Consider the following 22,685-nt stretch of genomic DNA (forward strand, 5'->3'; position numbering starts at 1 on the left):
ACTTTAGATACAAAAGAATATAGTTTATACAGTTTTTTGTATCATTTATCGCGAATCGGTGCCTCGAGCTTATCTCAATAGAGCAGTTCCGGCAGGAAGAGTACGATGCCCGGGAACACCAGCACCAGCAGCGCACGAATCGTGCCCGCCACCCAGAACGGCGTCACCCCGCGGAAGATCGTCGCCGTGGCCACATCCGGCAGTACCGCCCGCAGCACGAAGACATTCATCCCCACCGGGGGCGTGATCAGGCTGATCTCGATCACGATCACCACCAGGATGCCGAACCACACCAGGTCGTAACCGAGCCCCGCCACCACCGGGAAGAACACCGGCACCGTGAGCAGCATCATCGACATGCTCTCGAACACGCAGCCCAGCACCACATAGATGGCGATGATCATCAGGATCACCACGAAGGGCGCCACGTTCAGGCCGCTGACCAGGTTGAGCAGATCGTCGGGCAGCCCCGCCCGGTTGACGAAGTTGGCGAAGATCAGTGCCGTCAGCACCACCGCGAACAGCATCGCCGTGGTGCGCACCGTGTCCATCAGCACGTTCATCAGCACCCGCGGACTCAGCGCCCGGCGTGACAGGGCGATCAGGAAGGCGCCCATGGCGCCGATGCCCGCCGCCTCGGTGGGCGTGAACACGCCCAGATAGATGCCGCCGATCACCAGCACGAACAGGGCCAGGGTACTCCCCACGCTCTTCAGGGCGGCGATGCGCTCCGCCCACGGTACCCGCTCGGCCGCCGGGCCAGCGTCCGGGTCGCGCCACAGTACCCACTTCACCGCGCCGAGATAGAGGAAGATCCCGAGGATCCCGGGAATGAAGCCCGCGGCGAACAGCTCGCGGATACTGGTCTCGGTAATGATCCCGTAGATCACCAGCATCACGCTGGGCGGAATCAGGATGCCCAGGGTGCCGCCGGCGGCGATCGATGCTGACGCCAAGGAGTCCTTGTAGCCATACTTGCGCATCTGCGGCATGGCGACCCGCCCCATGGTGGCGCAGGTGGCCAGGCTCGAACCGCAGATGGCGCTGAAGCCACCGCAGGCCACGATGGTAGCCATGGCCTGACCGCCCTTGCGGTGACCCAGGAAACCGTTGGAGGCCCGGAACAGGGCGTCCGATAGCCCGGCATGGGAGACGAAGTTGCCCATCAGGATGAACAGCGGGATCACCGACAGGCCATAGTCCATGGCGGTATCCACCACCCGGCGTGCCGCCATCGCCTCGGCGGCACTCCAGTTGCCGGTCAGGTAGTAGAAGCCGACGAACCCCACGATGCCCATGGCGAAGGCCAGCGGCACGCGCAGGAACACCAGGATCAGCAGGGCGGCGAAGCCGTAGAGTGCTTCAGTCATGATTCTCTCCCGGGCTCAATGGACCGCCCCGCTTGACCACCTTGACCCCTTCCAGCAGATAGAGCACCGCCCGCGCCAGGGTCAACAGCCCCGACAGGGCCAGCATGATCGAGATCAGCCCGATCAGATAACCGTAGGGAATGCGCAGGAACTCGGTGACGTCGCCCCACGAGAAGGCGCGCTCGGCCAGCGCCCAGACACGCTCGGCCATCGCCCACAGCGCCACCGTGACCAGCAGGTTGATGATCACCTCGCGCACCCAGATCAGGCGAGACGGGAAGACCGCATCCAGCAGGTCCACGCTGACGTGCTCCTGGCGCCAGCACACCACCGGCAGCGACAGGAACACCAGCGCTGCCAGCATCAGCTGGGTCAGCTCGACGGTGCCGAGAATCGGTGCATTGAAGAAGTAGCGGCCGCCCACATCCACCGTAGTCAGCAGCATCATGCCGAACAGGGTGGCACCCGCCACCCCCTCCAGCGTCAGCTGCAGCACACGGCCAAGGCGCGTCGCACGAGACGTCAGGGTATGCATGGTCGCTCTCCGGATGGCGACAGGGTTGGGTAGACATGATCACAGAACATGGCGTCGGTACTTGTCAGGCCGACACAAACTCGCGCCACGCCGACAGATTCAGAGATCTGTCAGTGTGGCGCGGATCATCCTCGGGTGGTCGAGATGCCGGTTTACTTGTACTCGTTCGGTACCAGAGACACGACGCTACCCTCCTCGGCGGCATCCTCCAACTGCTCGCGGAAATACTCAATGGCGGCCAGGGCATCCACGCCACGCTCTTCCGTCACTTCCTCGGCCCACTCCGCAATCATCTCGTCACTGATACCGCGCAGGGTCTCCAAGTCTTCCTCGCCCAGTTCGGTAAAGGTGTGGCCTAGCTCCTCGGCAAACTCCACGCCGCGCACATCCGAGACGTCCATCATGTAACCGAACAGCCGCGACAACTGTTCACCGGAAACAGCCTCGATGGCCTCGCGATCCTCAGCAGAGATACGATCCCAGAACATCGGGTTCACGGCGATAGTGAAGCTGCCGCGATAGAAGCCACCATCCACCTTGAGGGTGTACGGGAAGATTTCGGCCACGCGGAAGCTGCGCAGGCCTTCCGGGACCAGCATGGCGCCATCGATGACGCCCTGGGAGCCGGCCTCGTAGACACCGGTGGGTGGCAGTGCCACGCCGGTCAGATTGAGAGCATTGGAAAGGTCTCCCATCACGCCGCCGCCGACGCGGATGCGCTTACCCTCGAGTTCGTCGAGTGTCTCGACCTTTTCACTGGTGAAGATCCAGCCCGGGCCGTGTACGCCCGCCGCTACCACGTCAACACCGCGATGCTCTCCGGCCTCGGCCAGGTACTCCTGGTGGGTGCGCCAGTAGGCGGCAGAGGCGTTCTCAGAAGAGAACTCCTCGAATGTCGGAAATTCCGGTAGCTTGGTCAACTCGAAACGGCCGGCGTTATAGCCGTGGAAGATCCAGGTAGCATCGGCGATACCGTCGGCCACCATGGCCATCTGCGAGTCGGGCGGTCCCAAGTCGTGGACCACATCGACGGTGACACGCCCCTCGGTGGCTTCCTCGATCCAGGCCCCCCAAGTGGGCCAGACGATGGTGTTGATACCATGGTTGGGGCCGGCCCAGGTGCTGATCGTCAGCGTGGTCTCGGCCAGGGCGGATGTGCTCATGATCGCGGCGGTCAGGGTGCCGACCACCAGGCCTGTTCTCTTGTACATTGTGTAGTTCCTCCATCATCACAGGCAGCAGACATTCTCGTCGGGAAGCGGCTTAGGGCACTATAATACGATACACCAACAGCCGATTTACCGGTTCTTCGAGAAACACGTTCGCACATACAATGCCTTCGGCGACCACCTGTGTGCAACGCATTCACGACCAATAGCTAATACTACTTAAGTAGAATGGAAAATAAAGCCTTTTTAAACAAAAGGTTAAAAAGGCTGAAGAAGGAGAAACTCAACAAGAACGGCTTCCACATTTCCCCTAGCCGTTATCAGCTTTTGTTACGCCAGGCACCCTTGCAAAAAGAAGTCCGGCAACATATTTCCGCCGGACGCAGGGAGCCTGGCCAGGTACAGCATCACGCGTCGCGATCATCCCATACGCTCCAGCTGCCGCTCGAGCTTGCCCATGGCATTGAGAAGATCACGATACTCACCCACACTCAGGGTCGCCACAAGCTCCGCTTCCCAGTCCTGAGCCTGCGGGATCAGGCGCGAGAGCAGCTCTGCCCCGTCACCCGTCAGGTGCAGTTCATGCACTCGCTGGTCCCTGACGGAGGGCGTCCGGCTCACCAGGCCGCGATCGACCAGCGCCTGCACCGCCCGGGAGACCCGTGCCTTGTCCATGTTGGTGTAGGTGCAGACCTTCTTGGCTGTCAAGTCATCGCAGTGGCTGAGCCAGGCCAGCACACGCCACTGGGCCACGTTGAGCTCATAGCGCTGAGCATACATGCGCTCCAGCTCGTCGCTGATGCGATCGGCCAGCCGGTTGAGCCGATAGGGCAGGAACTGGTTGAGGTCCAACTCCTGCCTGGTAGGGAGTCCTGCTTCGGCAACCCCGTCCACAGCATCTGCCGGTTCTTGAGGCATCTTTGGTCGCCCTTCCATTTCCACCTTTCCTAGTAAAGCAGTTCCGGCAGGAAGAGTACGATGCCCGGGAACACCAGCACCAGCAGCGCACGAATCGTGCCCGCCACCCAGAACGGCGTCACCCCGCGGAAGATCGTCGCCGTGGCCACATCCGGCAGTACCGCCCGCAGCACGAAGACATTCATCCCCACCGGGGGCGTGATCAGGCTGATCTCGATCACGATCACCACCAGGATGCCGAACCACACCAGGTCGTAACCGAGTCCCGCCACCACCGGGAAGAACACCGGCACCGTGAGCAGCATCATCGACATGCTCTCGAACACGCAGCCCAGCACCACATAGATGGCGATGATCATCAGGATCACCACGAAGGGCGCGACGTTCAGGCCGCTGACCAGGTTGAGCAGATCGTCGGGCAGTCCCGCCCGGTTGACGAAGTTGGCGAAGATCAGTGCCGTCAGCACCACCGCGAACAGCATCGCCGTGGTGCGCACCGTGTCCATCAGCACGTTCATCAGCACCCGCGGACTCAGCGCCCGGCGTGACAGGGCGATCAGGAAGGCGCCCATGGCGCCGATGCCCGCCGCCTCGGTGGGCGTGAACACGCCCAGATAGATGCCGCCGATCACCAGCACGAACAGGGCCAGGGTACTCCCCACGCTCTTCAGGGCGGCGATGCGCTCCGCCCACGGTACCCGCTCGGCCGCCGGGCCGGCGTCCGGGTCGCGCCACAGTACCCACTTCACCGCGCCGAGATAGAGGAAGATCCCGAGGATCCCGGGAATGAAGCCCGCGGCGAACAGCTCGCGGATACTGGTCTCGGTAATGATCCCGTAGATCACCAGCATCACGCTGGGCGGAATCAGGATGCCCAGGGTGCCGCCGGCGGCGATCGACGCTGACGCCAAGGAGTCCTTGTAGCCATACTTGCGCATCTGCGGCATGGCGACCCGCCCCATGGTGGCGCAGGTAGCCAGGCTCGAACCGCAGATGGCGCTGAAGCCGCCGCAGGCCACGATGGTAGCCATGGCCTGACCGCCCTTGCGGTGACCCAGGAAACCGTTGGAGGCCCGGAACAGGGCGTCCGATAGCCCGGCATGGGAGACGAAGTTGCCCATCAGGATGAACAGCGGGATCACCGACAGGCCATAGTCCATGGCGGTATCCACCACCCGGCGTGCCGCCATCGCCTCGGCGGCACTCCAGTTGCCGGTAAGGTAGTAGTAGCCGACGAACCCCACGATGCCCATGGCGAAGGCCAGCGGCACGCGCAGGAACACCAGGATCAGCAGGGCGGCGAAGCCGTAGAGTGCTTCAGTCATGATTCTCTCCCGGGCTCAATGGACCGCCCCGCTTGACCACCTTGACCCCTTCCAGCAGATAGAGCACCGCCCGCGCCAGGGTCAACAGCCCCGACAGGGCCAGCATGATCGAGATCAGCCCGATCAGATAACCGTAGGGAATGCGCAGGAACTCGGTGACGTCGCCCCACGAGAAGGCGCGCTCGGCCAGCGCCCAGACACGCTCGGCCATCGCCCACAGCGCCACCGTGACCAGCAGGTTGATGATCACCTCGCGCACCCAGATCAGGCGAGACGGGAAGACCGCATCCAGCAGGTCCACGCTGACGTGCTCCTGGCGCCAGCACACCACCGGCAGCGACAGGAACACCAGCGCTGCCAGCATCAGCTGGGTCAGCTCGACGGTGCCGAGAATCGGCGCATTGAAGAAGTAGCGGCCGCCCACGTCCACCGTGGTCAGCAGCATCATGCCGAACAGGGTGGCACCCGCCACCCCCTCCAGCGTCAGCTGCAGCACACGGCCGAGGCGCGACCATCGTGATACTGAGTTCGTCATGAGTCTGGCTAGCTCCTGATTATCACGGGACATTGTTATGGGCGCCACCATGCCGCCAGACAGTCTCATGCGCAACTACTTACCTGTTGGATATGCTTAGACTTAGGTCTTAAATTAACCCAACATTATTGATCTTTCGAAGATTTTTCGGGTTGGAGAAGATGCCTGGGCAAAGGGAAGGCGCTACCGAACTGGACATATAGTTTCAAGAGCAACTATGCTCGCCCCACATACAACCGCACCCAAGGCGGACTGTCCCGCAGGGCAGCCCGCCTCCCCGAGACGATGCTGGAGGGACCATGAGCAAGAAGTTCGCGTCACACGCCGATACCGAAGAGAAAAACATCAGCTTTACCAAGCTGGCAGAGGGCCTTTACGCCTACACCGCGGAGGGCGACCCCAACAGCGGCGTCATCATCGGTGACGAAAGCGTGATGGTCATCGACACCCAGGCCACGCCGATCATGGCCCAGGACGTGATCCGCCGCATCCGCGAGATCACCGACCTGCCGATCAAGCATGTGGTGCTGACCCACTACCACGCCGTGCGCGTGCTCGGGGCCTCGGCCTACGATGCCCAGAACATCATCGCCAGCCAGCACACCTACGACCTGATCGTCGAGCGCGGCCAGCAGGACTACGAGTCCGAGGTCGGCCGCTTCCCGCGCCTGTTCAAGGGCGTCGACTCCGTGCCCGGCCTGACCTGGCCGAACATCGTCTTCCAGGAGGAGCTGACGGTGTACATGGGCAAGCGTGAAGTTCGCATCATCCACCTGGGTCGCGGCCACACCAAAGGCGACACCATCGTCTGGCTGCCTGAGGAGAAGGTCATGTTCTCCGGGGATCTGGTCGAGTTCGGTGCCACGCCCTATACCGGTGACGCCTACCACGAGCACTGGCCCACCACCCTGGACCGCCTGCAGGCCATGGCCCCCCAGAAGCTGGTGCCCGGCCGTGGCGAGGCACTGACCACATCCGAGCAGTGCCAGGAAGCCATCCAGGGCACCCGCGACTTCCTCGCCGACATGTACGAGAGCGTCAAGGCGGGCAAGGCCGCCGGCAAGACGCTGTCCGAGTGTTACGCAGAGACCTACGCCAAGCTCAAGCCGAAGTATGGCCACTGGGTGATCTTCGATCACTGTATACCCTTCGACATTACCCGCTGCTATGACGAGGCCGGCGGCGAGTATCCGGATCCGCGCATCTGGACCGCCGAGCGCGACAACGACATGTGGCACTCGCTGCAGGAAGTCGTCGAGAGCCAGTAAGCATCCCCCAAGAACCTTCCTAAGGACCGTGACCGGCCGTCGGCTGCATTGCACCCGATGGCCCCGTGGGAGCATCGCATGCCAACGACCTACAACAATCCCGTCTATCCGTATCGACGTCCTCCCGAGCTGGACAGCCAGGACGTGCGCCACTGCCCGGTAGTGATCGTGGGGGCCGGCCCCAGCGGCCTGGCGGCCGCCATCGACCTGGCCCAGCAGGGAATCGACAGCGTGGTGCTGGACGACAACAACACCGTAAGCGTCGGCTCAAGGGCCATCTGCTTTGCCAAGCGCACCCTGGAGATCCTGGACCGACTCGGCTGCGCCCAGCCCATGCTCGACAAGGGCGTGACCTGGCAGCACGGCCGCGTCTTCTTCCAGGACCGCGAGGTCTACGATTTCAACCTGCTGCCGGAAGAGGGGCACCGCGCCCCGGCCTTCATCAATCTGCAGCAATACTACTTCGAGGAGTACCTGGTCGACCGAGCCGATGCGCTGAACGAACACATCGACCTGCGCTGGCTGCACAGGGTCATCGATGTCGACGCGCAGCCCGGTCAGTCCACGATCACGGTTTCCACCCAGGACGGCGACTATCGCCTGACCTGCGACTACCTGCTGGTGGCCGACGGCGCCAACAGCAACATCCGCGACATGCTGGGCCTGGAGAGCAAGGGCCAGGTGTTCCAGGATCACTTCCTGATCGCCGATGTGATCATGAAGGCCGACTTCCCCACCGAGCGCTGGTTCTGGTTCGACCCGCCTTTTCACCCGGGCCAGTCGGTGCTGCTGCACAAGCAGCCGGACAATGTCTGGCGCATCGACTTCCAGCTGGGCTGGGACGCCGACCCGGAAGAGGAGAAGAAGGAGGAGAACATCCGCCCCCGCGTGCAGGCCATGCTCGGCGAGGACGTGGAGTTCGAGCTGGAGTGGGCCAGCGTCTACACCTTCCGCTGCCGCATGATGGATGACTTCATTTATCGCCGGGTGATGTTCATGGGCGACGCCGCTCACCAGGTCTCGCCCTTCGGCGCCCGCGGCGCCAACGGCGCCCTGCAGAGCACCGAGAACCTGGCCTGGAAACTGGCCCGGGTGTTGAGAGGGGAAGCCCCTCAGACACTGCTCGAGACCTACAATACCGAGCGCCAGCACGGCGCCGCGGAGAACCTCCTCAATTCCACCCGGGCCACCGACTTCATCACGCCGAAGAGCCGCATCAGCCGGCTGTTCCGCGATACGACCCTGGAATTGGCGGAGAAGTATCCCTTTGCACGTAGCCTGGTCAACAGTGGCCGCCTCTCCATGCCGTGCCGTTATCACGACTCGCCGCTCAACGGCCCCGACGCAGTGGGCTCTCCGGAGGAGCTGCGGCCCGGCAGCCCGGCCAAGGATGCGCCGATTCGCCTGGGCAGCGAGAACGCCTGGCTGCTCAACCAGTTCGGCAACCGTTTCGTGCTGCTGCTGGACGGCCGCGTCACGACCGGCCAAGCCGAGTCACTGACATCCGAGCTCGAGGCACTGCTGGAAGAAAAGCTGGACCTGGACCTGCTCGTCCTCGGCCCGGCCTCACAGGCCCTGACGCGATTGCCGCGAACCACCCTGATTGAAGATGCCGAAGGGCTGGTCGTTGAGCGCTATGGTCTGGCCCCGGCAGCAGCCTACCTGGTCCGTCCCGACCAGCATGTTGCTGCCCGCTGGACCGAGTTCTCCCGCGAGGCGGTCAATCTGGCCTTAGATCGCGCCCTGGGCAAGCAGCTTTTCACCAAGGAGTCTCGCCATGCCACGGCTTGAATTGAACCCGAACTTCACCGATCCGGACGCCTTCTACGCCGCACTGACCGAAGTGCACCGCGAGCGCAGCGAGGAGTCGAGCGAACGCATCAACGCCCGGCTGATCCTGCTGCTGGCAAATCATGTCGGTGACCAGCAGGTGCTCGAGGAAGCCCTGGCCATCGCCGGCCAGGCCGCCAAACCGGCACCGGCTCGAAGCCAATCAGCCCAACAAGAACAGCACTGAAAGAGGATATCTTCATGACCACCGAAACGCTTCAGTACCAGAGCGGCTTCCGTAACCATTTCTCCACCGAAGCCCTGCCCGGCGCCCTGCCCGTGGGCCAGAACTCCCCCCAGAAGTGTGCCTACGGCCTCTATGCCGAACAGCTGACCGGCTCGGCCTTCACTGCGCCGCGTCACCAGAACCTGAGAAGCTGGTTCTATCGTATCCGCCCATCCGTGGTACAGAGCGCCTATCAGCCGCTGGAAAACCGCCAGGTTCACACCTCCCCGCTGGACAAGCCCGCCGCCGATCCCAACCAGATGCGCTGGGACCCGGCCCCGCTGCCCAACGAGCCCACCGACTTCATCGATGGCCTGCTGACCATCGCCGTCAACGGTGATGCCGGAGCCCAGAGCGGTGTTGGCGTGCACGTCTACGCCTTCAACCAGGACATGACCGAGCGCTTCTTCTACAACGCCGACGGCGAGATGCTCTTCGTCCCCCAGCTGGGCGCGCTGCGGCTGCGTACCGAGTTCGGCGAGATCGACGTCGCCAACGGCGAGATCGCCGTTATTCCCCGCGGCGTCAAGTTTCAGGTCCGTCTGGCGGAAGGCGTCGACGCCGCTCGCGGCTATATCTGCGAGAACTACGGCAACCCGATGGAGCTGCCCGGTCTCGGCCCCATCGGTGCTAACGGCCTGGCCAACCCGCGTGACTTCCAGAGCCCCGTGGCCGCCTTTGAGGACCTCGAGGGCGATTTCGAGCTGGTCGCCAAGTTCTCGGGGCGCTTCTGGGCAACCCGCCTCGGCCACTCGCCGCTGGACGTGGTGGCCTGGCACGGTAACTACGCGCCCTACAAGTACAATCTGGCCGACTTCAATGCCATCAACACGGTGAGCTTCGACCACCCCGACCCGTCGATCTTCACGGTGCTGACCTCGGCCTCCGACACCCCCGGAATGGCCAACCTGGACTTCGTCATCTTCCCCCCGCGCTGGATGGTGGCCGAGAACACCTTCCGTCCGCCCTGGTTCCACCGCAACCTGATGAGCGAGTTCATGGGTCTGATCCACGGTGAGTACGACGCCAAGGCCGAAGGCTTCCTCCCGGGTGGTGCCAGTCTGCACAACTGCATGTCGCCCCATGGCCCCGATGCCGACACCTTCGAGAAGGCCTCCAACGCCGAACTCAAGCCGCAGTACCAAGGCGATACCATGGCCTTCATGTTCGAGAGCCGTTACGTCTACCATCCAACCGAGGCAGCACTTGCCGCGGAGTATCGCCAGCGCGACTACGTGGACGTATGGTCGACCCTGCGCTCGCACTTCGACCCGACAAAACCCTGAACCGCCAACGCCATGAATCGACCGGACGGGGCCAATGCGCCCCGCCCCTGACGACAAGGACCGAGACAAGATGAAACTTGCCACCCTCAAGAACGGCCGCGACGGCGAACTGGTTATCGTCTCCCGCGACCTGACCCGTGCCGTCCGCGCCACGGACATTGCTGCCACCCTGCAGCAGGCCACCGAAAACTGGGACACCCTCAGCCCGAAGCTCGAGGCCCGCTACGCCGAGCTCAACGAGGGCCAGGCTGAAAACGCCTTCGATCTCGAGCAGAACACGCTGCATTCGCCGCTGCCGCGCACCTATCACTGGGCCGACGGCTCTGCCTACTTGAACCACGTCCAGCTGGTGCGCCAGGCGCGCAATGCCGAGATGCCCGAGACCTTCTGGAGCGACCCCCTGATGTACCAGGGCGGCGGCGACAAGTTCCTGGCGCCCACTGAAGACATCGAGGCGATCAGCGAGGAACACGGCATCGACTTCGAAGGCGAGATCGCCGTGATCACCGACGACGTGCCCATGGCGGTGACCCCGGACCAGGCCGCCAAGCACATCAAGCTGGTGATGCTGGTCAACGACGTCAGCCTGCGCGGCCTGATCCCCGGCGAGCTGGCCAAGGGCTTCGGCTTCTTCCAGGCCAAGCCGGCCTCTGCCTTCTCGCCCATCGCCGTGACGCCGGACGAGCTGGGCGACACCTGGCAGGACGGCCGCGTCCACCTGCCGCTGACCGTGCACCTCAACGGCGAAAAATTCGGCGAACCGGAAGCCGGGCCGGACATGATCTTCAACTTCCCGAAGCTGGTCGCCCATGCGGCGAAGACCCGCTATCTAGGCGCCGGTGCCATCGTCGGCTCAGGCACGGTATCCAACCCCGACCCGGACGGCGGCCCCGGCAAGCCGGTGGCCGACGGCGGCGTGGGCTACAGCTGCCTGGCCGAGGTACGCATGGTGGAGAAGATCCAGCACGGCGACAGCAAGACGCCATTCATGCGCTTCGGCGACCGGGTGCGCATCGAGATGTTCGACCGGGAAGGCAAGAGCATCTTCGGCGCCATCGACCAGCAGGTCGTCAAGTATCAGCCCGAGTAAGGGAGTTCACATGACGACGCTATACGGCTATTTCCGTTCGTCAGCCGCCTACCGGGTCAGGATCGCACTGAACCTCAAGGGCCTGGACTATGACCAGGCCCCGGTGAATCTGGTGAAGGGTGAACAGCGCGGCGAAGAGAACCTGGCGCGCCATCCTCAGGGCATGGTGCCGACACTGGTGACCGATAACGGGCTCCAGCTGACCCAGTCCCTGGCCATCTGCGAGTACCTCGACGAGAAGCATCCCGAACCGTCCCTGCTGCCGGCCGATGCCGAGGGGCGAGCGCGGGTACGGGCGCTGGCCCAGCTGGTGGCCTGCGAGATCCATCCCCTCAACAACCTGCGAGTGCTCAAGTACCTGGTGCGCGAGTTGGAGGTGGACGAGGACGCCAAGCTGGCCTGGTACCGGCACTGGATCATCGAGGGTTTCGATGCCCTGGAGACCCTGCTGAAGCGAGAGCTGGGTACCGGCGACTTCTGCCATGGCGATACCCCGACACTGGCCGACGTCTGCCTGGTACCGCAGGTGTTCAATGCCGAACGCTTCGAGTGTGACCTCTCGGCCTACCCCACCCTGCGGCGCATCGTCGACCACTGCAACGCCCTGGAGGCCTTTCAGAAGGCGGCACCCGGCGAGCAGCCCGACGCCGGGTAAGCAAACCGTCGCCGGTTGCGCTACAGTAAGCAAGCTAACAAAGCGGGCGAGTCCCTGAACTGGACCGGGGCCTTGCCCGCTTGTCGTTGGTTTCCGGGAAGGTTCGTTCAGGAGAACGCTGTGCTGAAGTTGACATCCCCCGCCACCGTGGTGGTTCTGGCGGCGCTGACCGCGCTGGGGCCGCTGGCCACAGACATGTACCTGCCGGCCATGCCGGCCATGGCCGAGGCGCTGGATACCGGCCCCGACCAGGTCCAGCTCACCCTGAGCCTTTACATGGCGGGCTTCGCCCTGGCGCAGCTGTTCTGCGGGCCCGTGTCAGACCGTTTCGGGCGTAAGCCGGTGATGATCGCCGGCTTCGGTGTGTTTCTGCTGGCCAGCCTGCTGTGTGCCTTAGCCCCGAGTGTCGAATGGTTGCTGGCGGGTCGCTTCCTGCAAGCCTTCGGTGGTGCCGCTGGCCCGGTGCTCGCCCGCGCCGCAGTGCGCGACATCTACGGCCCGGTAGAGGCGGGACGAGTGCTCTCCTACATGGCCAGCACCATGGCGATGGCGCCGGCGCTCGCGCCAGTGGTGGGGGCGGGGCTGCTGCTGTTCTTCGGTTGGGAGTCGGTCTTCCTGTTGCTGGCCGTCTATGCGGCGATCATGCTGCTTGTTCTCACCCTGATGATGCCCGAACCGCTGCCCGCCGACCGTCGGCAGTCGGTAGCTCCCAAAGTGATCCTCGCCAACTATTGCATGCTGCTGACGCAGCGCAGCTTCATCGGCTATACGCTGATCAACGCCAGCGGCTTCGCCGGCCTCTTCGCCTTTCTCTCGGGCTCTTCCTTCGTGCTCATCGAATACATGGGCCTGTCACCGTTCCAGTACGGGACCGGCTTCACGCTGATCGTCCTGGGGTTCTTCTCGGGCACCCTGTTCAGCGGGCGCTACAGCCACCGGCTGGGACGCGACCGCCTGCTGCTGCTGGCCACCCTGATGTGCGCCCTGGCCGGCACCACCATGGCGGGGCTGTCGATAGCCGGCGTTCATGAGCCCTGGGCCGTGATCGGGCCCCACATCGTGTTCCTGTTCGGTTTCGGGATCGTGATGCCCCAGAGCATGGCCGGGGCCCTGGCCCCCAATCCGCAGTGTGCCGGCTCGGCCTCGTCGCTGTTCGGTTTCCTGCAGATGACCATCGCCGCCCTGGGCGGCGCTCTGGTCGGCCAGTTCCACGACGGCACCTCGCGCACCATGGCCATGGCAATCGCCTTGGGAGGCCTCGTCTCGCTCTGCGTTTTCCTGACCCTGATTCGGCGAGGCGGCGAGAGCAGCGATTGCCCAAGGCCGGCCATCGATGGCACCACAAGGAGATCACCATGACCCAAGCCTGGAAGCAGTATCGCAGCGCCCCCGCGATGGGCACCCCAGTCGCCCGCCTGGAGGAACTGCCCCGGCACGGCACCCTGAGCGTGAGCCTCACGGGAGAAAAGGGCAGCTTCCCACTGCTGCTAATACACCTCGACGACGGCAGCCTGCTCGCCTACGTCAACGCCTGCCCGCACCAGTATCTGCCGCTCGACCAGCGTGGTAAGCGTGTCCTCAGCCAGGATGGCGAGCGGCTGCGCTGCACCAACCACGAGGCGAGCTTCGCGACGCGTACCGGCGAGGGTGTGGCGGGCCTGGGCCTGGATTGCGCACTCGACCCGGTGCTCGTGCATGCCGACGATCAGGGTTGGCTGGTGATCGGCGAATGAAGAAGGGGCCACGCTAAGCGTGGCCCCTTCATTTACCCAGTGTGCGAGACGGTGGATCGAGACGCGAGCCTCAGGCCACCTCGGCGGCAATGGTCATGGGTCGTCCATGGCGTAGCTCTTCCAGCAGCTTAGTCTGGCGGGCCTTGGCCTTCTCGGCGGCGGCCTCGCGCACCGGGCCAAAGCCTCTGACCTCTTCCGGTAGCTTGGCCAGGGCCAGGGCGGTGGCGTGGGTGCTGTCGTTGAGGTGCGCTACCAGCTCGTCAAGCTGTGCCTCGTACTCCGTCAACAGCTGGCGATCCAACTTGCGGTCGGCAGTGAAGCGGAAGGGATCCAGTGCGCTGTTGCGAAGGCCACGCAGCCTGGCCAGCCCCTTCATGGCCTTGAGCATCCAGGGCCCGAAGCGGCGCTTCACCGGCCGCCCCTGGGCATCCTTGCGGCCCGAGAGCAGCGGCGGCGCCAGGTGAAGAGTGAGCTTGTACTCGCCGCCGAAGGTGGCTTTCACTTCGTCGAGGAAGTCGCTCTCGGTGTAAAGGCGCGCCACCTCGTACTCATCCTTGTAGGCCATCAGCCGGTAAAGCTGTGTGGCCACCGCCTGGGTCAGTGCCTCGCCGGCCTCGAGCCTGGCTTCAGCCTCGCGAATCTGGGCGACCCGCTGTCTGTAACGCTCGGCATAGGCACGTTTCTGATAGCGCGTAAGCGCCCGAGCGTTGCGAGCGATCACCTCGTCGAGGCTGGCGTCAGCGGAAAGCGGCGTGTCGTCCAGGCGCCGCTGCAGGTACTCCGGCTCCACCGCCGCCAGGCGGCCCCAGGCGAAGGCGCGCTGGTTCTTGTCGATGGCCACGCCGTTGAGCTCGATGGCGCGCTTGAGCGCCGCCTCGCTTACCGGCAACAGGCCCTGCTGCCAGGCGAAGCCCAGCATCATGACGTTGGAGAAGACGGTATCTCCCAGCAGCTGCTCGGCCAGGCGGTTGGCGTCCAGGGTGGCGAAGTTGGCCTCGCCCACGGCGTCGCGCAGCAGGGCCAGGCGCTTGTCCGCCTGCATATCGGCGTCGCGGTAGAGCACATAGTCGGCAGTGGGCAACTCGGCCAGGTTGGCCACCACCCGGGTGGTATCAGCCTGGAGCACGTCCAGGGCCTTCTTCGAGCTGGCCACCACCATGTCACAGGCGATCACGGCATCGGCTTGACCGGACTCGGTGCGCACCTGGTTGAGATCGCCGGGGGCCGGGGCCAGGCGCACATAGCTGAGCACGGTGCCGCCCTTCTGTGCGAAGCCCATGAAGTCGAGCACGCTGGTGCCGCAACCCTCGAGGTGAGCGGCCATGGTGATCAGCTGCCCCACGGTGACCACGCCGGTACCGCCGACGCCGCCCACCAGCAGGTCATAGGGGGCATCCAGAGCCGGTACCTTGGGCGCCGGCAACCCCTCCACCTTGCGCCAGAAGGCTTCGTCCACGCCGACGCTCTGGCCCTTGCGCAGCTCGCCGCCTTCCACGGTGACGAAGCTGGGGCAGAAGCCGCCCAAGCAGGAGTAATCCTTGTTGCAGGAGGATTGGTCGATCTTGCGCTTGCGACCCAGCTCGGTTTCCCGGGGCACCACCGACAGGCAGTTGGACTGCACCGAGCAGTCGCCACAGCCTTCGCAGACGTGGTGGTTGATAAAAACACGCTTCGCCGGATCCGCCATCAGGCCACGCTTGCGGCGACGGCGCTTCTCAGCGGCGCACACCTGGTCATAGATCAGCACGCTACAGCCGGGGATCTCGCGCAATTCACGCTGCAATGTATCCATCTCGTCGCGATGGTGAAAGGTCGCTCCCTTGGGGAACTGACCCTCCTGGCCGCGATACTTCTCGGGCTCGTCGCTGACCACCACGATGCGCTTCACGCCCTCGGCGGCGGACTGCAGGGCGATCATCGGCACGGTGATCTGACCGTCCACCGGCTGGCCGCCGGTCATGGCCACTGCGTCGTTGAACAGCACCTTGTAGGTGATGTTGACCCCGGCAGCCACCGCCTGGCGGATCGCCATAGAGCCGGAGTGGAACCAGGTGCCCTCACCCAGGTTCTGGAAGATATGGCCGTTGCCGGTAAAGCGGCTCTTGCCCACCCAGTTGACGCCCTCGCCACCCATCTGGATCAGCGACTCGGTGTTACGTCCCATCCAGGAGGCCATGAAATGACAGCCGATGCCAGCCAGCGCCTTGCTGCCTTCCGGCACCTTGGTGGAGCTGTTGTGGGGACATCCAGCGCAGAAGTAAGGCAGGCGGCGCACCCCGCCAAGCTCCTGGACCTCGGCACGGCAGCGGTCCAGCTTGCTTAGGCGCTCGCCGAGGTCGATGGCGAAGAAGCGTTCCAGGCGCTCGGCCACATAGCCGGCAAGCAGACGCGGGCTCAGTTCACCCACGTAGGGGATCAGCGGCTTGCCCACCTCGTCCTGCTTGCCGGTGATCAACACCTCGCCGGGGCGGTCCGGCTCGGACATGTACTCCTTGATCTGACTCTCGATGATGCCGCGCTTCTCCTCGATCACCAGGATCTCCTGCTTATCGCGCACGAAATCGAGGATGCCGCGACGATGCAGGGGCCACACCATGCCTACCTTGTAGAGTTCCACCCCCAGCTCGCGCAGGGCGGCCTCGTCCAGACCCAGCAGCCGCAGCGCTTCGAGCAGGTCCAGGTGGCCCTTGCCGGTGGTAACGATGCCGAAGCGCGCCTGGTCATTGCCGTAGAGACGCTTGTCGATGGGATTGGTGCCGGCGAAGGCCTGCACCGCCGCGAGCTTGTGCTCGATGCGGGTCTCCAGCTGAGGCCCGGGCAGATCCGGCCAGCGATAGTGTAGGCCACCCTCCGGCGGCGTGAAGTCCGTCGGGGTCTCGAAACGGGGCAGCGGCTGCACCTCGATGGAAGCACCGCTCTCCACGGTCTCGGAGACTGCCTTGAAGCCCACCCAACAGCCAGAGTAACGCGACAACGCATAGCCCCAGAGGCCGAACTCCTCGTACTCGGCAAGCGACGCCGGATTGATCACCGGCATGAACCAGGCCATGAAGGCCACATCGGACTGGTGAGGCATGGAGGAGGAGACGCAGCCATGGTCGTCACCAGCCACCACCAGCACACCGCCGTTGGGGGAGCTGCCGTAGGCGTTGCCGTGCTTGAGGGCATCGCCGGCGCGATCCACCCCTGGCCCCTTGCCGTACCAGAAGCCGAAGACACCCTCCACCACCTTGTCGGGATCGGTCTCCACCTGCTGGCTGCCCAGCATCATGGTGGCCGCCAGGTCCTCGTTGATGGCCGGCACGAAGTCAACATGGCAAGCCTCCAGACTCGCCTTGGCTTGCCACAGGGCCTGGTCGACACCGCCCAGGGGCGAGCCGCGGTAGCCGCTGATCAGACCCGCCGTGTCGCGTCCGTCACGACGATCAAGCTGCGCCTGGCGCAGGGCGATACGCACCAGGGCCTGGGTGCCGGTCACGAAGATCCGGCCCGTTTCGCGGGAGTAACGGTCGTTGAGCTGATAGTCGTCGAGGACAATGGGGGAGGTCGTAGTCATGGTCGCCACCTTCACGGGAAATGGGCTTTATCGTTATATGCCCGGCAGTCTACTCAAGGCCCCGCAAAAGGTGCTTGCGAACTTGCTCCCGAAACCGCCACCATTCGAAAGATTATTTCTTTTACGAAGCCCTGCAGGAATAATCTTCGAATCATTCGACCTTTGTTTACATCTGGAGGGAGCTCCTCATGGTCTCCAACCCTCCCTTGGACGCCTTCGACAAGAAAATTCTGAGCTTGCTGCAGGCGCAGGGACGTATCACCAACCAGCAGCTGGCGGAGAAGATCGGTCTCTCCTCGGCTGCCTGCTGGCGACGCGTCAAGTCGCTGGAGGAGAGCGGCACCATCAAGCGCTTCACCGCCCTGGTGGACCCGAGCCGGGTGGGGCAGCCCCTGACCACCCTGGTGATGGTGACCCTGGTGCGCCACCATATCGACAACACCGCTGAGTTCGAACGACGCATCCTGGAGTACCCGGAGGTACTGCAGTGCTATGCCACCACCGGCAACGCCGATTTCGTGCTGCGCGTGGTGATCGAAGACATGGCCGCCTACGACCGCTTCCTCAACGAGAAGCTTTTTTCCCTGGCGGGCATCTCCCACGTCAGCTCCAATTTCGCCTTGCGCGAGATCAAGAACGAGACCGCCATCCCGATTCGATGACAAGCAACTCGATATCACTCCAGTTAGGATGGTCGTGTCCCCCACTACGCGACATGCGCCGGAACCGATGCCAGAAGTGAGAGTGTCTGTAATGCTTGCCTCGATCCTCTGCTGCTTCAGCGGAGGCAGATACCCTGGCTGGCTGCTTATGCTGGCATTAGCCGGCTGGGCACCGGCGCTCGCGGCCCAGCAACCCGCCCCGACCTACAGCGATGCCATTCAGGTAGTGGCGTCCTATCATCGCGGCAGCCCGTGGTCCGATGAGCTCGTCGACAGGGTCGCCGAGGCGGTGGAACTGCTGGAATGGCCGGATGGCATGGATGTGGACTACCTCGATGCGCGCCGCCTCGACGAGCCTGCCGCCTTCGAGATCGAGCGTCGGCGCCTCGAGGGGCGCGCCGCCGTGGACCCCGCATCGCGCCTGCTGCTGATCGATGATGCCGCCCTGCGCTTCTACCTGCGCCATACTGAAGCACTGGGCAATCCTCCCCGAGTAGTCGCGATCGGCATCAACGACCCCGAGCTTCACCGGCGTGCCGTGGCAGAGGGAGTGAAGCTGATCATCACCCGCGCGGTGGAGCGCCAATCGCTGGCCTTTTTGAAGGAGCTGTTCGGCGAGCCCTTGCCACTCCTGGTGCTGGGAGACAGCACCGGCAGTGGTCGGCATCTGTCACGTACCTTCCTGTCCAGCGTGGAGGCAATGCCGGGCGCGACGGCAGAGCGAGTCCTCTGGGAATGGACGCCCGAGAAGGTCATGGAGGCACTGCCCAGCCTGCCTGACAACACCCTAGTGTATCTCATCGAGGGTCAGACCACCGGAGCGGCGGACCTGTACCCCGAGGCACGCAAATGGCTCACACTCCTCGCCGATGAGGGAGTACGGGTCTTCTGTCACCTGCCCTATCAGGTCCGACTGGGCTGCGCTGGCGGCGCCTTGCTGGATACACGACGCCTGAGCCGACTGGCGGTGGAATCGCTGATCAGCCCGGCCTTCGAGGCCCTGCCACCCATCCAGGAGGTCGGAGCGGAACGTCGTGCCCTGCATGCCGCCTTCTACCAGCGCCTTCCGGAGGCACGCCGCGAGGAGGTGGAGTGGCTCGGTGTCGAGGGTTCCATGGCTATTGCCGAGGGCCGCATCTCCCGGCTGTTCTGGGGTGGCACCCTGGTGACCAGCGTGTTGTTGGCTGCTCTGCTGCTGCTGTGGCTCTCCCGACGTCGCGCGCGACAGGCCCAGCGGCGCCTCGCCATCGACCCCGGCAGCGGATTGCCGACGCGCCAGGTACTCGAGAGCGAGTTCGAGGCGCTGAGAGACAGGGAGCCCGGCGGCTGGCTCTTCGCGCTGGTGTCGCCGAGCCTGCGGAACTTACGGCGACACCTGGGCCTCCCCGAGGCTCAAGCGCTGTTCCGGGAGCAGCTGAAGGTCTTGCGCGCTCAGCTGCCGCGCGATGCCCGCCTCTATCTGAATGCCGACCTGGGGGTGATAGGTCGCCTACCCCTCAGCTACGGCGATAACGGTGACACGGCATTCGACCGCTTCATTGCCAGGCTGGGGCACAACGGGCACGAACCGGCGGGACGGCGCCTGGCCTGGTACGGTAGCCTGCTGCGCTGGTCCGGCGCCGATACCGATTTCGCGCAGTGCCGGGCGGCGCTGGACGATGGCCTGTTTCGGCTGGAACGCCAGGGCTGGCGACAGCCGGTGATCCGAGTGGAGCCCATGGAGCGCCGCCAGGCCACACGTTTCCGCCAGCTTTCTGAGGCACTTGAGCGGCTGATCGCCGACCCCGACCAGGAGTGGCGCCTGGTCATTCAGCCCAAGGTATCGCCGCATGACGGCCGGCTATGTGGTGCCGAGATACTGCTGCGCTGGCAGCACCCCGAGTTCGGCGAGATATCGCCCGGCGAGTTCTTGCCGGTGGTCGAGATTCTCGATCTGTCCTCGGCCCTGGACCACTGGGTAATGGCGCGTAGCCTGACCTGGCTGGCCAGCGCTCGGGATACCTTGCCCGGGTTGGAACACCTGTCCATCAACGTCAACCTGGCCACGCTCTCCGAAACCCATTTCCGTGAAGCGCTGATGAAGCAGTTGCAAGCGCTCGGGTTGTCGCCGGACATGATCGAGCTCGAGATCACCGAGCACTCCGACTTCAGCGATCTCGATACCGTGGAGAAACACATGACTCTCCTGCGACAGCAGGGAGTGAGACTGGCGTTGGACGATTTCGGTACCGGCCATACCGCCTTCAAGCTACTGCAGCGCCTTCCCTTTACCGTGATCAAGATGGACCGCAGCCTGCTCCTGGCTGCCGACGAGCATCACCAGGGGCAGGAGGCCTATGCGGCCATGGTGCAGTTCGCCAGCGGCCTGGGGCTGAGGGTCGTCGCCGAAGGGGTCGAGGAGCCTACCCAGGCCGACTGGCTGACCTCACTGGGTATCGACGAGGTACAAGGCTTCCTGTTCGCCAGACCGCTGGAACTGGACGACATGCTAGTCGCCTACGGAAAACCCGAGGCCTGACCTCCGGGCCCCGGGAAATGCGGGTCAATTTCCGCTCGTGCCCTCGCGCGCCTCGTCGATAGCGGCCATTACCCGATCGACCTCGGGCACGCGGTGGGCCAGCGCCAGCGCCAGCTGGGCAAGAAAGTGGCTTTCCTGTTCCTCGGGCAGGGCGTCAAGGGTCTCGGCCAGGCGCTCGTAAACCCGCTCAAGGTCATCGAAGGGCAGTGTCGATCCCGTCATGGTCATTCTCCTCCCAGGGCGGTAATGAGGGCTACGTCGAGGGCAGTTGGCTCAAGAGACTTCCAGCGGACAGCCACGTGACGGTCGGGGCGTGCCAGGTACGCCGTGCCCGGCGCGGCGCCATAGCCGGCAAACAAGCTGCCATCGGGGTCGACCAGGGCCCCCTCGGCGCCCGGCTCACGAGCCAGGCGCAGCAGGGTGAGATCGATACCCTTGGCCTGAATCGCCGCAAGCCATTGCTGCAGGGCGTGCTCGATTTCGCCTTTCTCGCTGAAGTGCAGCAGGTTGAAGCCGATGCCAAGGTGGTCGAGCAGGAAGTCGTTATCGCCCAGGCGGCGATTGATCAGCGGCGCCCCTGGGACAGGGCCGGCCTCGAAGGCGGGATCATCGACCAGGGTCAACGGGCTCTCGGCATAGGTATAGGGGGTGACCTGACGCGGGTTGGCGAAGCCACTGGCGTAGTCGTTGTGGAAGGCCAGGGCCAGGGCGGCGTCACGCATCAGCGCATAGCCAGGGGTCGGCGGGGTCATGAAGCGCGTACTCTTGCCGGCGTTGGCGAAGACGTCCAGGGTTGCACCGCGTCGCTCCGGGCTGTAGCTGTCGAGCAGGCGATCCGACGCCTGGCCGTTGAGCACACAGGCCAGCTTCCAGCCCGCATTGGCGGCATCCGCCAGGCCGTTGTTGAGGCCCCGCACGCCGAAGATCGGCACCAGATGGGCACTGTCGCCGATGAACAGCACGCGTCCGTGGCGATAGTCGTCAAGCGCCAGGGTGTGAGCCTTGTAGAGGCTCCACCACTCCAGCTCCCAGTCGCCGCTCTCTTGCATCACCTCGCGCACGATCAGCTCGACCCGTTCACGGATATTGGCTTCCTCCACCGCCTGCTCGGGGTCCTCGCCGGGGCCAAGCTGGTAGTCGATGCGCCAGATGTCATCGGGCTGCTTGTGCACCAGGATGGTGGTATCGGGCAGCGCATGGGAGTGGAAGAAGGCGCGGCGCTCGGTGGGAAAGTCGGATTCGAGGCGCACGTCGGCGATCACGTAGCGCCCCTCGTAGGCCTCCCCGTGCAGCGAGAGGTCGAAGGCCTTGCGCACCACGCTGCGCGCGCCGTCGGCGGCCAACAGGTAATCGGCCTCGAGAAGATAGTCGCCTTCGGGGGTGGTCACCTCCAGGGTGACGCCATCATCGCCTTGACTCACATCGGTCACGGCACTCTGCCAGCGCATTTCGACGAGCTCGCTCTCGGCGGCCTTGTCGATCAGGAACTGTTCGATGTACTGCTGCTGCAGGTTGTACATCGGATAGAAGCGCTCCTGGTCGGAGTGCGGCATCTGGAAGCGGTAGATCTCGCGGTCTCGGAAGTAGGTGCGGCCCTGGGTCCAGCCCAGCCCCTTCTGCTCGAAGGGCCCATCGACGCCAAGCTGCTGCAGGATCTCGAAGCTATGGCGTGAGATGCATATCGCCCGCGAACCGTCATTGACGGTGGCCTTGTCGTCCAGCACCACAGAGGCGATACCGTGACGAGCCAGTTCCAGGGCGGCCGTCACCCCCACGGGGCCGGCCCCGACGATGGCCACGCGGTGTCGAATCGCCTGGGCATCCAGCTCGGGAGGTCGAACGAAGGGAAAATGCGGATAATCGAAGTAGAGCGAATCGGTTTCTGAGCGTCCGGCGGGTCGCATGGACATCTCCTGCAGGGGGTTAGGGTTTTTGTGGTCTGACGTGGACGCAGCTTATCCCCGTGCTACCCTCCCCTCATGTCCCCAGGAAAAGGGGACATCCGACGC

19 protein-coding genes are annotated in these 22,685 nt (G+C 64.2%); 10 read left to right on the top strand and 9 right to left on the bottom strand.

The window, feature by feature from the left end; all coding sequences use genetic code 11:
• Positions 1-74 precede the first annotated feature (74 nt).
• The 6 genes from U5L98_RS14820 to U5L98_RS14845 all read right to left on the bottom strand — a co-directional run bounded on the left by U5L98_RS14820 (position 75) and on the right by U5L98_RS14845 (position 5,852).
• Positions 75-1,370: a TRAP transporter large permease gene (locus U5L98_RS14820; RefSeq protein WP_322559075.1), complete on the bottom strand. Its 1,296-nt coding sequence runs from the start codon at positions 1,368-1,370 to the stop codon at positions 75-77.
• Entirely contained in the window at positions 1,363-1,905 is a 543-nt protein-coding gene (locus U5L98_RS14825; RefSeq protein WP_322559076.1) for a TRAP transporter small permease, read from the bottom strand. The genes U5L98_RS14820 and U5L98_RS14825 overlap by 8 nt, the downstream gene beginning before the upstream one ends.
• 152 nt (positions 1,906-2,057) lie before the next feature.
• Positions 2,058-3,116, bottom strand: coding sequence for a TRAP transporter substrate-binding protein (locus U5L98_RS14830; RefSeq protein WP_322559077.1), 1,059 nt, complete (start codon positions 3,114-3,116; stop codon positions 2,058-2,060).
• Positions 3,117-3,494: 378 nt separating this feature from the next.
• The gene (locus U5L98_RS14835) at positions 3,495-3,992 is read right to left on the bottom strand and encodes a MarR family winged helix-turn-helix transcriptional regulator (protein ID WP_322559078.1); all 498 of its coding nucleotides are present in this window, start codon (positions 3,990-3,992) and stop codon (positions 3,495-3,497) included.
• 29 nt (positions 3,993-4,021) lie between these two features.
• Positions 4,022-5,317 (bottom strand): TRAP transporter large permease, encoded by a 1,296-nt coding sequence (locus U5L98_RS14840; protein ID WP_322559079.1) that lies wholly within the window; start codon positions 5,315-5,317, stop codon positions 4,022-4,024.
• A complete protein-coding gene (locus U5L98_RS14845; RefSeq protein WP_322559080.1) occupies positions 5,310-5,852 on the bottom strand; it encodes a TRAP transporter small permease in 543 nt (180 codons plus the stop codon). Before U5L98_RS14845 ends, U5L98_RS14840 begins: the two co-directional genes overlap by 8 nt.
• A 299-nt stretch (positions 5,853-6,151) precedes the next feature.
• On the opposite strand from U5L98_RS14845, the gene U5L98_RS14850 reads away from it, so the two are divergent.
• The 8 genes from U5L98_RS14850 (at position 6,152) to U5L98_RS14885 (ending at position 13,940) form a co-directional block, all read left to right on the top strand.
• The gene (locus tag U5L98_RS14850; protein ID WP_322559081.1) at positions 6,152-7,120 is read left to right on the top strand and encodes an MBL fold metallo-hydrolase; all 969 of its coding nucleotides are present in this window, start codon (positions 6,152-6,154) and stop codon (positions 7,118-7,120) included.
• 78 nt (positions 7,121-7,198) lie between these two features.
• Positions 7,199-8,911 (top strand): FAD-dependent oxidoreductase, encoded by a 1,713-nt coding sequence (locus tag U5L98_RS14855; RefSeq protein WP_322559082.1) that lies wholly within the window; start codon positions 7,199-7,201, stop codon positions 8,909-8,911.
• Positions 8,898-9,137 carry a DUF2783 domain-containing protein gene (locus U5L98_RS14860; protein WP_322559083.1) on the top strand — a complete coding sequence of 80 codons (240 nt, stop codon included), beginning with the start codon at positions 8,898-8,900 and terminating at the stop codon, positions 9,135-9,137. The genes U5L98_RS14855 and U5L98_RS14860 overlap by 14 nt, the downstream gene beginning before the upstream one ends.
• A gap of 14 nt (positions 9,138-9,151) precedes the next feature.
• Entirely contained in the window at positions 9,152-10,462 is a 1,311-nt protein-coding gene (hmgA, locus tag U5L98_RS14865) for a homogentisate 1,2-dioxygenase (RefSeq protein ID WP_322559084.1), read from the top strand.
• Between the two features lie 70 nt (positions 10,463-10,532).
• Positions 10,533-11,552 (top strand): fumarylacetoacetate hydrolase family protein, encoded by a 1,020-nt coding sequence (locus U5L98_RS14870; protein WP_322559085.1) that lies wholly within the window; start codon positions 10,533-10,535, stop codon positions 11,550-11,552.
• Positions 11,553-11,562: 10 nt separating this feature from the next.
• Positions 11,563-12,207 (top strand): maleylacetoacetate isomerase, encoded by a 645-nt coding sequence (gene maiA, locus U5L98_RS14875; protein WP_322559086.1) that lies wholly within the window; start codon positions 11,563-11,565, stop codon positions 12,205-12,207.
• A gap of 120 nt (positions 12,208-12,327) precedes the next feature.
• Positions 12,328-13,566: a multidrug effflux MFS transporter gene (locus tag U5L98_RS14880; RefSeq protein ID WP_322559087.1), complete on the top strand. Its 1,239-nt coding sequence runs from the start codon at positions 12,328-12,330 to the stop codon at positions 13,564-13,566.
• Positions 13,563-13,940, top strand: coding sequence for a Rieske (2Fe-2S) protein (locus U5L98_RS14885; RefSeq protein ID WP_322559088.1), 378 nt, complete (start codon positions 13,563-13,565; stop codon positions 13,938-13,940). Before U5L98_RS14880 ends, U5L98_RS14885 begins: the two co-directional genes overlap by 4 nt.
• Before the next feature lie 70 nt (positions 13,941-14,010).
• On the opposite strand, the gene U5L98_RS14890 is transcribed toward U5L98_RS14885, so the two are convergent.
• Positions 14,011-17,496, bottom strand: coding sequence for an indolepyruvate ferredoxin oxidoreductase family protein (locus U5L98_RS14890; RefSeq protein ID WP_322559089.1), 3,486 nt, complete (start codon positions 17,494-17,496; stop codon positions 14,011-14,013).
• Between the two features lie 188 nt (positions 17,497-17,684).
• Between U5L98_RS14890 and U5L98_RS14895 the strand changes: the two genes are divergently transcribed.
• Together U5L98_RS14895 and U5L98_RS14900 are read left to right on the top strand one after the other, a co-directional pair.
• Positions 17,685-18,158: an Lrp/AsnC family transcriptional regulator gene (locus tag U5L98_RS14895; protein WP_322559090.1), complete on the top strand. Its 474-nt coding sequence runs from the start codon at positions 17,685-17,687 to the stop codon at positions 18,156-18,158.
• A gap of 148 nt (positions 18,159-18,306) precedes the next feature.
• Entirely contained in the window at positions 18,307-20,676 is a 2,370-nt protein-coding gene (locus tag U5L98_RS14900) for an EAL domain-containing protein (protein ID WP_322559091.1), read from the top strand.
• Positions 20,677-20,700: 24 nt separating this feature from the next.
• On the opposite strand, the gene U5L98_RS14905 is transcribed toward U5L98_RS14900, so the two are convergent.
• Positions 20,701-20,898, bottom strand: coding sequence for a hypothetical protein (locus tag U5L98_RS14905; RefSeq protein WP_322559092.1), 198 nt, complete (start codon positions 20,896-20,898; stop codon positions 20,701-20,703).
• A gap of 2 nt (positions 20,899-20,900) precedes the next feature.
• Positions 20,901-22,580: an FAD-dependent monooxygenase gene (locus tag U5L98_RS14910; RefSeq protein ID WP_322559093.1), complete on the bottom strand. Its 1,680-nt coding sequence runs from the start codon at positions 22,578-22,580 to the stop codon at positions 20,901-20,903.
• Positions 22,581-22,685 lie beyond the last annotated feature (105 nt).

This window comes from Halomonas sp., from assembly GCF_034520545.1.
Taxonomy (GTDB): domain Bacteria; phylum Pseudomonadota; class Gammaproteobacteria; order Pseudomonadales; family Halomonadaceae; genus Halomonas.